The following is a 12593-nucleotide window of genomic DNA, read 5'->3' on the forward strand; positions in this document are numbered from 1 at the left end:
ATATAACCCAACGCGCGGCCAACCCTGAAAAGAAAAAAGCAGAAGAACAGACAAAGAAAAAAAAAGAAAGAAGAAAAAAAAGTTTTCGCTACCTAATTCTCCGGCTTGAATGCCAACTTCCCAGGGCCTGCAAACGCGGTCGTGAGCAGTGCAGCAAAGAGGGAAAGCGACAACGCCACTCCAGACGAAGTAATATCCCACGAGCCAAAGAAGGGCGGCAAGTGCACCTTCAACAGGGCAACAAGCATGACCAAGGCCAAAACAAAACTCGCCACGCGCGAGAAGAGGCCAATAATCAAGAGCACGCCGCCGATGAGCTCAATCCAGCCGACCAAGGGACCGAAAAAACCTGGAAAACCCATGCTCACGAATTTGCTTGCAACTCCTTGCATATTCATCACCTTGCCCAAGCCCGCAAGCAAAAACACAAGCCCGACAACAATGCGCAAAAAAAACAAAGACCACGCAGAACAACCTTTCTTCTCAAAAACTTCCTGCAAATTCATTTCTTTCACCCCCGCATCCTATTTCTAACGTAACTCAACTACTAACACTGGCGCGAAGTATAAAAAACTTTCTAAAAGAAGAACAAAACTCACCCAAGAACACGTCCAGGACTGAGCACGTCAAAAACAAACCCTTCCTCTCGCGCACCCTCAATGATACGAGGAAGCGCCGCCACCATGCTCGACCGATTCCCCTCGCCATCATGCAACACAATAATCACGCCAGGCTCGAGCCCCCCAAGCACCTTGCGCACAATTTCTTCTTCACTCGAAGCGTAGTCTCTTGGAAACAAAGACCAAAGCACTGTCGTGAGATTCGCGTTCCTCGCAGCAGAAAGCGTCCACGGCAGACGAAACCCGTATGGTGGCCGAAACAAGGAAGGCGTCACGTTCGCTGCCATCTTCACCGCCTCGACTGACGCCGCCATCTCGCTTGAACAATTCCTCCACAAGAAACGGTGGCTAAACGAATGCACTCCGACGACATGACCTCTCGACACCAACTCCTCTACCACGTCCGGATGGGCAACCACTTGGCGACCGACCAAGAAAAACGTTGCGCGAACACCGTACGCATCAAGCACGTCAAGCACCGCGCGTGTGTTCTCGCTCGGCCCATCATCAAACGTAAGAAACACCGCCCGGCCATCGCCCTCCACGCGAGAAACAACACGCCCAAACAACGCTGAAGACGGCCACCACGACGCGTACGAGAACAAACCAACAAAAAAAAACACAACACCCACAGCGAAGAAGAACCGCGCGGCAACGCGCCACGACACTATTTCACCTTATGCACATAAATCGTTTGCGTTGGAAACGCCATCTCAATCTTTGCCTTCTCCAAACGCGCCTTGAGCTCCAAATTCACCAACTGCTGAATATCCATAAACGCAGTATAATCCCCACTCGCAACATAATACACCACCTCGTAGTTCAAGGCAAAATCACCAAAACTCTTGAAATGCACCCTGTCAAGATCCGCCCCCTTCACACTCTTGAACACGTCCTTGACGATCTGCGGAATCTTCTCAAGCTTCTTATTGCTCGTATCGTACGTTACGCCAAAGCCAAACACGACTCTGCGCTTCTCCATCTTCTTATAATTATTAATGCGAGAATCAGTCAACTCCCTGTTCGAAATAACCAACTCCTGCCCCTGCAACGCCTTAATCCTTGTCGACTTGAGCCCGATACGCTCAACCGTCCCCATATCAGAGCCGACAACGATGAAATCACCCACTTCAAACGGGCGATCAAAATAAATCGATATGGACGCGAAAATATCCGCAAGAATGTTCTGCAAGGCAAAACCAACCGCGATGCCCCCAATACCCAAGCCAGCAATGAGGGATGAAACGTTGTAACCAAGATTGGAGAGAACAAAAACCAGAGCGACGCCCCAAATTGCACCCTTCACTAAGCCACTAAACAACTGCAGCGTCCCTTTGTCCACCTCTTTCTTCTTCCCATCTCCCCGGGACTCAAGCATCCGCTTCACGCCATAATCAACAAAGACCAACGAGGCCTTGACCGCATAAAACGCAACAACTACAACACTCACGTACCGAAACCACACCTTCACCGTTCCAGCAAGGCCCCCGCCCGTCTGCGCAGCAAAAACGTGCAACGCCACGGAGAGCGAAACAACCAAGAACACCGGCCAAGCAAAAAGCCTCCCCACCGCGGCAATAATCGTATCATCAATATCGGTCTTTGTCCGCTTCGAGAGCTTGCGAAGGCGCGAGAGAAGCACCCCCTCAATGATGCGCAGAACCGCCCAGGACAACACAAACGCGCCGAGAGAAAAAAGCCAAGACACCACCGACACGCCAAATAACGAAAAAGATGACATCGTTTCAAGCACGGCCATATGCTCATCAAAATTTAAGGAATTTAAAAAATTTTCGCAAAAAGAAGAGAAGACGGTTACAGAAACAATGCAAGAACAATGCAAGAATACAATAAGCGCCCCCCCCTCTCAGGGCGTCCAGCGAAGCATCGTCCGCGGAAAGGGTATTGCATCCTTAATGGTTTCGAGCTTGCACAACCACGACACCACACGCTCAGTACCGACACCATACCCTGCGTGCGGGACTGCCCCGAACCTTCGCAAATCAAAATACCACTCGTAATGCGTCACATCCTCCCCGTCTCGCTCCAAACGCCTCTTCATATCTTCAACGTCATTCGAGCGCTCAGAACCGCCAACAATCTCCCCATACCCCTCAGGAGCAAGCATGTCAAAACAAAGCGCCTCATCAGGACGCTCAGGATCCGGCGGCTTATAAAACGCCATAATCTCAACAGGATAATGCGTCACAGCAACGGGCGTGTCAAAGAACTCCATGAGCTTATCCTCTTCCACCGTTCGCAAATCCTTCCCGAACGGCACATCCAAACCCGCCTTTTCCTTGAGCAAGCGCAAAGCCTCCCGATACGTAATCGTCGGCCACTCCTTGCGCGCAATACGCACCAGTTCATCAGGATCTCTGCCAAGAAAACGCAACGCTTCAGGACACTGCTTAGCAACTTCCTCAATGCAGAATTTCAACTCTTTTTTGGCAAACGCGACGGCATCGGCAAGGCGCCACCACGCAGCCTCGCACTCCCCCATCCAAAACTCACTCAAGTGCCTGCTCGTTTTGGACTTCTCCGCCCGAAACGTCGGCCCCATATTATAAATTCGCTCAAGGCCAAAAATACCCGCCTCTGCGTAGAGCTGCCACGTTTGCGCAAGGTACGTCTTCGTCTTGTAGTACTTCACTTCAAAGAGCGTGCTCCCCCCCTCGCATTGATTCGGCTGCAAAATCGGCGAGTCAAAACGAAAAAAACCTTCCTTTCGAAAAAACGCATCCCGCGCTTGAATGTATGCCGAGCGCACTTTCAAAACTGCCGTCATCTTCCTGCTCCGAAGCCACAAGTGACGATTATCAAGCAAGAACTCAGGTGACTGATCCTTTTGAATGGGAAATTTATCAGCCGCGCCAACAAGCAAGAACTCCTCCGCACGCACTTCAAACCCTGAAGGAGCCCGCTTATCCTCCTTAATCTCCCCCCGAACGTAAAGAGACGACTCGATCTGAAGCTTGTCAAGCACGTCCCACTCGTTTTCAAAACGCGACCGCTCAAACACGCACTGCACAATGCCAGAACTGTCCCGCAAGACAACGAACTTTACCTTAGCAGAGCCACGCTCGCGATACACCCAACCCCGCAAGGTAACCTGTCCTGATCCCTGACGCATCGCCTCGCTAACCGACACAAAACCATCCCACGCACTCATTTTTCTTGCCACCACCCCTTGTCAACACGAAACTCGTAACGGGCAACAACCCATCAACAGGAATACAAAGCCAGAGCCCAGAAAACCTTAATAAACATTTCGCACAACACGCTTGCAATCATCAACAGACCACGCAACCGCCGCCATGAGCTTCACCATCACCGCAACCGACGGAAACGCACGAGCAGGAACACTCACCACACCCTCCGGGCGCTCCACACCCACACCCTTCTTCATGCCCGTCATGACCCGCGCGGTAGGAAAATACGTCACGCCCGACGACTACGAACGCCTCGGCGCCACCGCAACCATTTCCAACAGCCTCATCCTCCACTTCCGCCCAGGAGAAGACATCATAAACCACGCCGGAGGACTCAACGCCTTCATGAGCTTCAACGGCGTCACATTCACTGACTGCGGCGGGTTCCAAGTCAGCGAAAATAGCCTCGCCAGCACAACCACGAAAAAAGGCATTACCTTCAAAAACCCATACAGCGGAGAGCAAGAACTCATCACACCCCAAAAAATCATGAGCATCCAGCAAGCCATCGGCGCCGACGTCGCCATGGCCTTTGACGACATGGCACCGTACGGCTCAAGCAAGGAGCGCTTCGAAGACGCTGCGGAGAACACGTTCCGCTGGCACACAGAAAGTATTCGCACCCACACCCGAAAAGGCCAGCTCCTCTTCGGCATCATCCAAGGAGGGTTTGACGAACACCTCAGAAAAACCTGCGCAGAAAACATCACCTCCCTCGACTTTGACGGCTACGCCATCGGCGGCGTCGCCATAGGAGAACCCCGCGACGAAATGTACCGGGCCATCAACGCAGCACTTCCCCACCTCCCCAACGACAAACCACGCTACGTCATGGGCGTGGGCAGCCCAGAAGACGTTGTTGAGCTTGTCAGCAAAGGTATCGACTGCTTCGACTCCATCTACCCCACCCAAAACGCACGCCACAACACCATATTCACCAACGAAGGACGCCTCCTGCTCGACAAAGCCAAGTACAAAAACGACTACTCACCACTCGACCCCGCCTGTACCTGCTGGGTGTGCAAAACATACACGAGAGCCTACCTTCACCACCTCAACAAAGTAGACAGCGGCGCGGGCAAGCGCCTCAAAACCCTCCACAACATCCACTTCATGCTCCGCCTCATGGAACAACTCCGCACCGCCATCAAAGAAGGAACACTCCAAGAATTCAAAACAAACTTCCTGAACACGTGGCGACGAAACAAGCCAGCGTAAGAAACGAAGAAGCCAAACGCCCGAATTGCCAACAAGACTGCCAACGAAGAATTGAACAAAGCCACCACTCACAAGCACCAGCAACACGCCCAGCGCTTCCAACACAGCCCTCTCAAGCCTGCCGCGCCGGAAACACCCTCCAATACTTCCTCGGCAAAGGATACTTTGCAAAGTTCGCAAGAAGCGACCGCCCGTACCACAACCTCGAAAACGCCTCCGCCTCCCACAACGCGCCCCGCAACGCATGATGGGGCCGCGGCTCGTCAGGAATCCCAACAAAGCCGTAAATCCTCGACGCGGACAAAGCACTCCCGGGAGAAATCCCCGACTTCACCATCACCGTATACGCAACAGAATGCAAATCCACCGTCCAAATCCTTGAAACGCTTTCAGGAAAAGACACCTCGCACCGTTTTGCACCCTCCACCAAGAATGCCAAGTCAAACTGACCGACATTCTGCCCGGCGAACAAGCTTCCGGGAACACCCTCACACCACGAGAAAAACTGCTTCAGCAAAGATTCAAGAGACTGCACGCAATTCTCCTCGAAGTACGCATTGGAAAACCCATTAACAGCGTACGCTTCTTGATCTATCACAGCACCCGCGAACGGCCTGCACTCTCCGTAAAACTGCTTCTCCGGGCTAGCAAAGGAAACAGCACCAATACTCACTATCGACGACGAACGAGGATCCAACCCTGTCGTTTCAACATCAACAACAATAACATCCCCCATCAAGCAACACCCCCCAAAGGAAGCTCACACAATACTACTTACACGCACAGGAAACAAATGTAGGATTCTTTAACCTTTCTCTTTTACCACTTCCTCTGCAATGTCAACAACCAACCCCCCGCAAGCACGCAAAAAATCACTTGACCTCATGCGCACCGAAACGTAATGAGAACCCGCACTAAACACGACATACTTCCTTGCAAGAACGCTTCTGTCAACGTACACGGGAAGGCGGAACAAGCCCCCAAAAGGAGGAATCGTTCCCACCTCCAGTCCTGTGACGCGCCTGACATCCTCCGGCGGCGCCAACGACACATTCTTCATGCCCAACACTTCCTTGACCTTTCTCAACGAAAGACGCAAATGCCCGCTCACCACACACTGAAAAAATAACACCCCAGCATCAACACCACCATTATTCTCACGGCCCCTTCCTGCCCGCCCTTTCAGCACCAGCGCCTTAGCCGCCTCGTCAAGTCGCGTCCCGCGAACCCTCGCCGCCTCCTCTGCCGAGTGCACAAACCCGTGTCGGAGGACTGAAAAAGAAAACCCGTTCTGTTCTAACAGAGCAACAATCTGGCCAAAAACAACTCCGTCTTCCTCCATCGTACCAGCAAAGAAGCAACCCACTCATACAAAAATATAATGAAAAACACAATCAAAAAAAACAAAAAAACGAAAAAAAACGGGTTCAAGCCCGGGGTTGGAAGGAAGTTCCTCCTGCCTGCATTTTTCCCCATCGCCACACTTCAAAACTGCACGGGCGGAACAACAAAGCCATTCACTAAGTGATCACCATTCAAATCCACACTCAACCGCGGACTTGCCACGTCTTCAGACTCGACAAAAACGGTGAAGACCTTCCCGCCCAGCTTTAACAAACCGGCGTTGTCCTGAACTAAAACGTACTTGGACACGCCCGATATTTCGTCCCGGAACACCGCCTGAGTGCGCCCGTTAACGCGGCCAAAGCGCTCATACTTCAGCACGTGATGAGCAGTCCCATCAAAGAAAACCAGTGACTCTCCTAACCCGACGCAAAACGCTTTCGGAGACGCGCACTCACGAACGTGTAGCACACCTCCTCTCGCCACCAGCGTGTCCGCACTCGTACCGCCGGGGTGAGCACCAGGCGCTACGATCGGACCGGGCGAAGGATTGCCTGGCAAGTAGGGCTGCGGAAGCGGAACTGGGCTTTGCCCGAGCGAACCCGATGATGCTCCACCATCCAGCACGCCGTACGATCCTCCGCCTGCACCACCAAGCCCGCCATACGCCATACCAACACTCGGGAAACCCCCTCTTACCGCATAGCTCCCCGTATCCATCATTTCAGGAGAACTAAAAGGGCGATCCCACTCGGCAAAAGATCCTGCTGGCCGCACTGTCGAGGCGCCAAGGGCAAAAACAGCGACAATACCCACAATCAACACCATACCCAAAACGTAATGCTTATGCTCTAAATCACTTCGAGCATCTTCCATCCCAACCACCTCCAACGAAAAAAGTTCAGCCCTTCCACTAGCCACGCTTATTAATAAAACTTTTGATTCCTGATTCCTGCCAACCCTGCAACAAACAGGCCCCGGCCAAACACCTCCAGTCTTGTGCTTCCTCAACACAACACAAAGGCCAAAAAACAAGCCATCAAGCAAGCAAAAAAAAATCAACCGAGCAAGAAGAGAAGAAGCCCTCCAGGAAGACCCGCCGCGAGCGGCACGGTCAAGTTATCATCAACGCCAACCAAGACGTTTTCCGCAAACGAAGCTGAAAACGCGACAGCAACCACCACCCAGAACGAAACACTTCCAACCCACGCCTGAGGGACAAACAAGAAGAGTGCCATGAGCGCTAGTGCGTTCACCACAGCCTCTACCAGAAAGAGCCACAACACACGCTCTCCTCCAACACGAAACGCGCTCCGAAGCAGGCCTGCAACGCCGTCGCCAAAGACAAGCACAACCACCGCCATAACACCAACCACAAAAGGAAAGACAGCAAAAACAATCAAGAGCCCGACAAGCCCCATCGTCAGCCCCGACACAGAATGCATTTCTTTATCCCGAAAAATCTTGCGCAGCTTCGGAGGAAACACACCGAAGCGAATGCGAACAGCATCGCCAATGCACGAAGCAAAAACTCCCGCGGCAAATAAAGCCAGCACAACGCCCCGCCCCCACCACCGTTCCAGCTGGAAAAAAACTACCGGCAACAAGAGCCACGCCGCGTGCACAAGCTTCCTCGGCGCCTCCCTGCGAAACCCTGAAACGGAAAAGCCAGCCACGAACAATTCACCCCCTCCGAGCTCTTTTCAACCCACACCTATAAAAAACTTTTCGTCGCAGAAACAACCAATACGAAACCAAGAAACCAAAACAAGAAACCAAAAAAAACAGCACGAACCCTTTGAAAAAGCCGCCGCCTTCAACACGTTATGGAAGAAACACCATAAACGACAACAACGCGTTTCTACAGTATAAGTTTATAAAGAAAGAACGCTCCCTCAACCTCACTAACGCCGATAAACGACAAAATCCCTGCACCACCAGCAAAAACCTTTGTTACCGCAGAGCGCAAGAAGGCGTTACAACATCAAAAAAAAGGTGAAACCATGCCAACAAAGAAAGCCACCAAGAAATCAAAACACTCATCGAAAGCAGCCGCAAAGAAAACCACGCCGGCAAGCACTGCCAAGACAAGCTTAGGCATAGACGAAAACATTGAAGCAGTCCTCGCCTACCTGCTCGCCTTTTTCACCGGTATTGCCTTCCTCCTCATTGAAAAAGAAAACCGTTTTGTCCGCTTCCACGCAATGCAATCCACGATAACGTTCGCGGGACTCTTCGTGCTCTCCTTCGTCCTCGGCTTCATCCCCCTCCTTGGCATGCTCCTCTCACTACTCCTCACCATCTTCGCCATCATCCTCTGGATTATTTGCCTTATCAAAGCATACCAAGGCGAGCGCTTCAAACTCCCCATCGCGGGAGACCTTGCCGAGAAACACAGCTAAAAACACACAAAAGGGAAGAAAACGAAGGCAAGAAGCGCACTTCAGGAAACAGCACGCTCCTGCAACTGCACCAGCGATGCCGCCTCATACGACCCTTTGAAAAAGCCGCTGCCTTCAACACGATATGAAAGAAACAATTGACGCCCTCACCCGACACCTCCTCATTCAACACAGCAAGGAGCCAGCCGAGAACGAAGAGAACGCCAAAAAAAAGGCGGACACCCCGCACGACCAACCAAACTACGCAACAACCCCGCCTCCCTACGAAGAAACGCCCAGGTACGGACGGAGCCGATCGGGAGCGCCCATCATCATTTCAGGAAACAACGCCACTCTCGGCACAAACGTCTTGGGCGCTTACTTCCCCGGCAACCACACGATCATCATAAACGAGGACCTCCACAACTACGCCTATTCTGACCAGCGCGGCCAAACCATCACGCACGAAGAAGGCCACCACGCACTCAACTGCTATAAAGGAAACCACACCGAAGCTGAAAACAGAGCACAACTGGCAAGGACCAACCCATACCGTTCAGACGCGGCACAGTATTATTATTGAACAAGCAACGAGCATTCGCTCATTAACGCCATAACACCTTCAACACGTGCAACAACGTTCTCTAGCACCTCGCATAACAGCCCGAAAGAGAAAAGACCGCATTACACTCCCTATTACGCTTTTGTACAGTGAAATAAGAAGAAACAACATTACCCAGATAAAAAAAAAAAATCGAAACGAACACGCGTTTCAGCGAGGCAAAGAACTCCACACTTCCTCAACACGTTTCAAATTCCACTTAATCGCATCGCTCTTCTTCCGAAGCTCGCCATTACGCAAGTCAAAGCCGAGCAACACGCCGAACACATCCTCAACCACGCTCCGAATGGAACGAACACCCTCCACATCACCTCCAGCGCCGAGCACCACGGCACGCCGAGCCAACTCCCCCGTCGCGTCGCAAAGCCCCAGCAAATAATCCTCATCACTAACACCCATACGCAAAAAACGAGACGGGCCCAAGAGCTTCCCTGTCTTAATAAAATGCAGGAATATCACCGCTTCAACCCACTCTTGCACTGCCGCGTGAAACGCAGAATACACCTCTCCTTTCTTCCGTAACGCACCCAACACCTCCTGCACTTCCTTGAGCGACGTCTCGGCCCGGCGCACATCTCCACGGTGAAGCGCAAAAATTGCCTGCTTGCTCTCGCGCAGCGCCTTCCTCGCCTTAGCCAGCACTTCTTCGCGTTCCTCATCACGCTTCAAAAGACGCTGGCGCAAAGGAGAAAATTCCTTCTCTAACACCTCAAAAGAACTTGTTCCTTCCGAACCGTTCGGCAAAACACCTGCTTGTTTCTCCCTTCCTTTCTTTTTTGCCATACACCCCTCTCAACTACCTCTCTTCAACTCAGTGCAACAACTGCCGCTGAATTTAAAAAACCTTCGACAGGCAAACAACGAACAATTCCTAACGAAAGCTTTAAATACGTTCGCGCCTGAAAACTGCCCAATGGCCGTCACCGCACCCCCCGACACGGTTTTTGGCAACACCCTCTACTTCTTCGACCGCCTCGGCATCTTTGATGTCATCCTCCCCTTCATCCTCATCTTCACCATCACCTTCGCCATCCTGGAAAAAACCAAAGCGTTCGGGATGGAAGAAGTTGAAGGAAAAAAATACACGAGAAAGAACCTCAACGCGATGGTCTCCTTCGTCATTGCCTTTCTTGTTGTGGCAAGCAGCTCCCTTGTCAACTTCATCAACACCTTCATCCTCGGCATTGTCATTCTCATGCTCATCGCCGTCTTCACCCTCGTCATCTCAGGCGTCGCCCAAAAAGAAACCGACGAGGGCTGGTTCCTCCCAAAAGGATGGAATAAACTATTCATCGGCCTCACCCTCGTTGGCGTCGCCCTCGTCCTCCTCAACGCGTTCACCATCGAGACGCCTTGGGGAAGGATAAGCATGCTCTCCTACCTCTACCAAAAAATCGCCTTTGAGTTCGACAGCGTCGCCGTCAGCTCCATTCTCCTCCTCATCGTCCTCGCAGGCATCATGGCGTTCATCATCAAAGAACCAAAGGGTGCTGAGAAGAAAAAAGAAAACTAGAAAGGAAAAAGAGAACGCGAAGACAAGCAAAAAGAAGACAAGCAAAAAACCGCCTCGTGAGAGACGAAATGTTTAAATAACCTAAAGCAATAAAACAAAGCAAGGAATAAACAAACAAACCCCCATAATAAACCAACAAGCCTCAAAAAGATACAAGCCACCAAAAAAAACAAAGTAACACACGGAGGGAAAAACCACCATGATATTCCAAGACTTCATCTACCAACTCCAATACCTCGGCATCCAAGACGTCCTCCTTCCTTTTATCCTCATCTTCACCATCACCTTCGCCATCCTCCAAAAAATCAATATCTTTGGAGACGGAAAGAAAAACATTCACGTCGTCATCGCCATCGTCATCGGCCTTGCCTTCATCACTCCCCACGTTCTTTGGGGAACGGGAACAGACCCTTCCTACCCCTACCTTTCTAACGGCATGCTCGACCTCGTCGTCGTGATGAACGCAGCACTGCCAAAAGTCAGCATTCTCCTCGTCGCCATCATCATGGGCATGCTCATGCTCGGCATCTTCGGAAGAGAGGTCAGCATTGCAGGAACCAGCCTTGCAGGATGGGCCGTCATCCTCACCATCGCCTTTGTGGCATGGGCCTTTGCCAGCAGCGCAGGATTCTTCGGCCCGCCAGGAACACCCCGCTTCTTCGGATTCTACATCGACCAAGAACTCCTCACCCTCCTCATCATCATCGCCGCCTTCTTCCTCGTCATCATGTACATCACGAAAGAAGACAACAACGACCCAGGAAAAGGTCTCGGAAAAAAACTCAAAGACCTCATGGGAGAATTCGGGAACGTAATCAACAAGTAAAACTGGTCAAAAAAAAATAGGTGCCAAGAACTCACTACCAAGACCGCAGGAAAACACATAAACCACCCCACCTCCCAAAAAAAAAGCTTCGAAAGCAAAACAGCCAACGAACCAACGCTTTATGGCAACACCTTTCTTTCAAGGACCCGGACTTCTCAGCAACTTCACACCCATCTTTCTCTTCCTCTTCACTTTCATCACCATTTATGGCATCCAAGAATACGCCAAACTCTTCGGCGAAGGCAGGAGCGGCATTCGCGCCCTCATCGCCTTCAGCGCCGCCACCCTCCTCATCAGCACCCAAACCGGCAGGCTCTTCCTCGAATTCACCATACCCTGGCTCCTCATCCTCGGCATTGTCGCCTTCTTCATCCTCCTCCTCTTCCGAATCTTCGGCCTCAGCGACAACGAATTCATCGCCGCAGCAAAAGACACCACTGTCATCACCTGGCTCCTCATCTTCGTCGGCGTCATCGCCCTCTTTGGCGTCGGCAAAGCATTCAGCCAGACCACCACGACAAGCACCACGCCTGATGTTTTTAGCGAGCACGACAACCCCTCAACCAACAACCCGCCGAACTACGACGAGCTTCCCCCTTACCAAGACCAACAACTACCTGCCCAACAACCTCAAACAGCTCAAACATACGACATTGCCAGAGGAGGCCGCTTTGCAAAAACCGTCGCGACCACCTTCACCCACCCCAAAGTTCTTGGACTCATCGTCCTCATCCTCATCAGCGTCTTCGCCATTCTCTTCCTCACCCGCCCCGTATCCGTCTAAAAAGCATCCCAAAAAAACGAGTTCTAAAAAAAACTAAAAAAACGCTGGAAAAAAAACATTAAGAGAAAAAAAA

Annotated in this window: 16 protein-coding genes; 8 read left to right on the top strand and 8 right to left on the bottom strand. The window is 51.6% G+C overall.

The genetic code is table 11. From position 1 onward, the window contains the following. Positions 1-92: 92 nt before the first annotated feature. From D6783_00270 to D6783_00285, 4 genes are all read right to left on the bottom strand, one after another. Positions 93-515 carry a DoxX family protein gene (locus D6783_00270; GenBank protein RME53944.1) on the bottom strand — a complete coding sequence of 141 codons (423 nt, stop codon included), beginning with the start codon at positions 513-515 and terminating at the stop codon, positions 93-95. Positions 516-595: 80 nt separating this feature from the next. Next, positions 596-1291: a polysaccharide deacetylase family protein gene (locus tag D6783_00275; protein RME53945.1), complete on the bottom strand. Its 696-nt coding sequence runs from the start codon at positions 1289-1291 to the stop codon at positions 596-598. Further along, positions 1288-2379: a mechanosensitive ion channel family protein gene (locus D6783_00280; protein RME53946.1), complete on the bottom strand. Its 1092-nt coding sequence runs from the start codon at positions 2377-2379 to the stop codon at positions 1288-1290. The genes D6783_00275 and D6783_00280 overlap by 4 nt, the downstream gene beginning before the upstream one ends. A 108-nt stretch (positions 2380-2487) precedes the next feature. Continuing rightward, the gene (locus tag D6783_00285; protein RME53947.1) at positions 2488-3792 is read right to left on the bottom strand and encodes an asparagine--tRNA ligase; all 1305 of its coding nucleotides are present in this window, start codon (positions 3790-3792) and stop codon (positions 2488-2490) included. A 145-nt stretch (positions 3793-3937) separates the two neighbouring features. Here D6783_00285 and D6783_00290 point away from each other — a divergent pair, with 145 nt between their 5' ends. Next, a complete protein-coding gene (locus D6783_00290) occupies positions 3938-5050 on the top strand; it encodes a tRNA guanosine(34) transglycosylase Tgt (GenBank protein RME53948.1) in 1113 nt (370 codons plus the stop codon). A 112-nt stretch (positions 5051-5162) separates the two neighbouring features. Here the strand turns inward: D6783_00290 and D6783_00295 are convergent, their stop codons facing one another. From D6783_00295 to D6783_00305, 3 genes are all read right to left on the bottom strand, one after another. Beyond that, positions 5163-5786 (bottom strand): 3'-5' exonuclease, encoded by a 624-nt coding sequence (locus D6783_00295; GenBank protein RME53949.1) that lies wholly within the window; start codon positions 5784-5786, stop codon positions 5163-5165. A gap of 69 nt (positions 5787-5855) precedes the next feature. Continuing rightward, complete coding sequence (locus D6783_00300) at positions 5856-6392, bottom strand: hypothetical protein (GenBank protein RME53950.1); 537 nt, start codon at positions 6390-6392, stop codon at positions 5856-5858. Between the two features lie 143 nt (positions 6393-6535). Then, entirely contained in the window at positions 6536-7270 is a 735-nt protein-coding gene (locus D6783_00305; protein RME53951.1) for a hypothetical protein, read from the bottom strand. Between the two features lie 123 nt (positions 7271-7393). On the opposite strand from D6783_00305, the gene D6783_00310 reads away from it, so the two are divergent. From D6783_00310 to D6783_00325, 4 genes are all read left to right on the top strand, one after another. Beyond that, positions 7394-7609 carry a hypothetical protein gene (locus D6783_00310; protein ID RME53952.1) on the top strand — a complete coding sequence of 72 codons (216 nt, stop codon included), beginning with the start codon at positions 7394-7396 and terminating at the stop codon, positions 7607-7609. Between the two features lie 21 nt (positions 7610-7630). Then, positions 7631-8266 carry a hypothetical protein gene (locus tag D6783_00315; protein ID RME53953.1) on the top strand — a complete coding sequence of 212 codons (636 nt, stop codon included), beginning with the start codon at positions 7631-7633 and terminating at the stop codon, positions 8264-8266. Between the two features lie 131 nt (positions 8267-8397). Beyond that, entirely contained in the window at positions 8398-8796 is a 399-nt protein-coding gene (locus tag D6783_00320; protein ID RME53954.1) for a DUF4870 domain-containing protein, read from the top strand. A 124-nt stretch (positions 8797-8920) separates the two neighbouring features. After that, positions 8921-9358, top strand: a complete 438-nt coding sequence (locus D6783_00325; protein ID RME53955.1) for a hypothetical protein — start codon at positions 8921-8923, stop codon at positions 9356-9358. A 189-nt stretch (positions 9359-9547) separates the two neighbouring features. On the opposite strand, the gene D6783_00330 is transcribed toward D6783_00325, so the two are convergent. Continuing rightward, entirely contained in the window at positions 9548-10180 is a 633-nt protein-coding gene (locus tag D6783_00330; protein ID RME53956.1) for a hypothetical protein, read from the bottom strand. A gap of 130 nt (positions 10181-10310) precedes the next feature. Here D6783_00330 and D6783_00335 point away from each other — a divergent pair, with 130 nt between their 5' ends. The 3 genes from D6783_00335 to D6783_00345 all read left to right on the top strand — a co-directional run bounded on the left by D6783_00335 (position 10311) and on the right by D6783_00345 (position 12520). Then, positions 10311-10910 (top strand): hypothetical protein, encoded by a 600-nt coding sequence (locus D6783_00335; protein ID RME53957.1) that lies wholly within the window; start codon positions 10311-10313, stop codon positions 10908-10910. 199 nt (positions 10911-11109) lie between these two features. Continuing rightward, positions 11110-11736 (top strand): hypothetical protein, encoded by a 627-nt coding sequence (locus D6783_00340; GenBank protein RME53958.1) that lies wholly within the window; start codon positions 11110-11112, stop codon positions 11734-11736. Positions 11737-11857: 121 nt separating this feature from the next. After that, positions 11858-12520: a hypothetical protein gene (locus tag D6783_00345; protein ID RME53959.1), complete on the top strand. Its 663-nt coding sequence runs from the start codon at positions 11858-11860 to the stop codon at positions 12518-12520. Positions 12521-12593: the final 73 nt, after the last annotated feature.

The organism is Candidatus Woesearchaeota archaeon (assembly GCA_003694805.1).
Classification (GTDB): Archaea; Nanobdellota; Nanobdellia; order Woesearchaeales; family J110; genus J110.

Coding starts and splice junctions, on each gene's coding strand:
- D6783_00340 (RME53958.1), top strand. CDS start 11,110: ATGATATTCCAAGACTTCATCTACCAACTCCAATACCTCGGCATCCAA.
- D6783_00295 (RME53949.1), bottom strand. CDS start 5,786: ATGGGGGATGTTATTGTTGTTGATGTTGAAACGACAGGGTTGGATCCT.
- D6783_00320 (RME53954.1), top strand. CDS start 8,398: ATGCCAACAAAGAAAGCCACCAAGAAATCAAAACACTCATCGAAAGCA.
- D6783_00280 (RME53946.1), bottom strand. CDS start 2,379: ATGGCCGTGCTTGAAACGATGTCATCTTTTTCGTTATTTGGCGTGTCG.
- D6783_00345 (RME53959.1), top strand. CDS start 11,858: ATGGCAACACCTTTCTTTCAAGGACCCGGACTTCTCAGCAACTTCACA.
- D6783_00290 (RME53948.1), top strand. CDS start 3,938: ATGAGCTTCACCATCACCGCAACCGACGGAAACGCACGAGCAGGAACA.
- D6783_00300 (RME53950.1), bottom strand. CDS start 6,392: ATGGAGGAAGACGGAGTTGTTTTTGGCCAGATTGTTGCTCTGTTAGAA.
- D6783_00285 (RME53947.1), bottom strand. CDS start 3,792: ATGAGTGCGTGGGATGGTTTTGTGTCGGTTAGCGAGGCGATGCGTCAG.
- D6783_00315 (RME53953.1), top strand. CDS start 7,631: ATGAGCGCTAGTGCGTTCACCACAGCCTCTACCAGAAAGAGCCACAAC.
- D6783_00335 (RME53957.1), top strand. CDS start 10,311: ATGGCCGTCACCGCACCCCCCGACACGGTTTTTGGCAACACCCTCTAC.
- D6783_00330 (RME53956.1), bottom strand. CDS start 10,180: ATGGCAAAAAAGAAAGGAAGGGAGAAACAAGCAGGTGTTTTGCCGAAC.
- D6783_00325 (RME53955.1), top strand. CDS start 8,921: ATGAAAGAAACAATTGACGCCCTCACCCGACACCTCCTCATTCAACAC.
- D6783_00305 (RME53951.1), bottom strand. CDS start 7,270: ATGGAAGATGCTCGAAGTGATTTAGAGCATAAGCATTACGTTTTGGGT.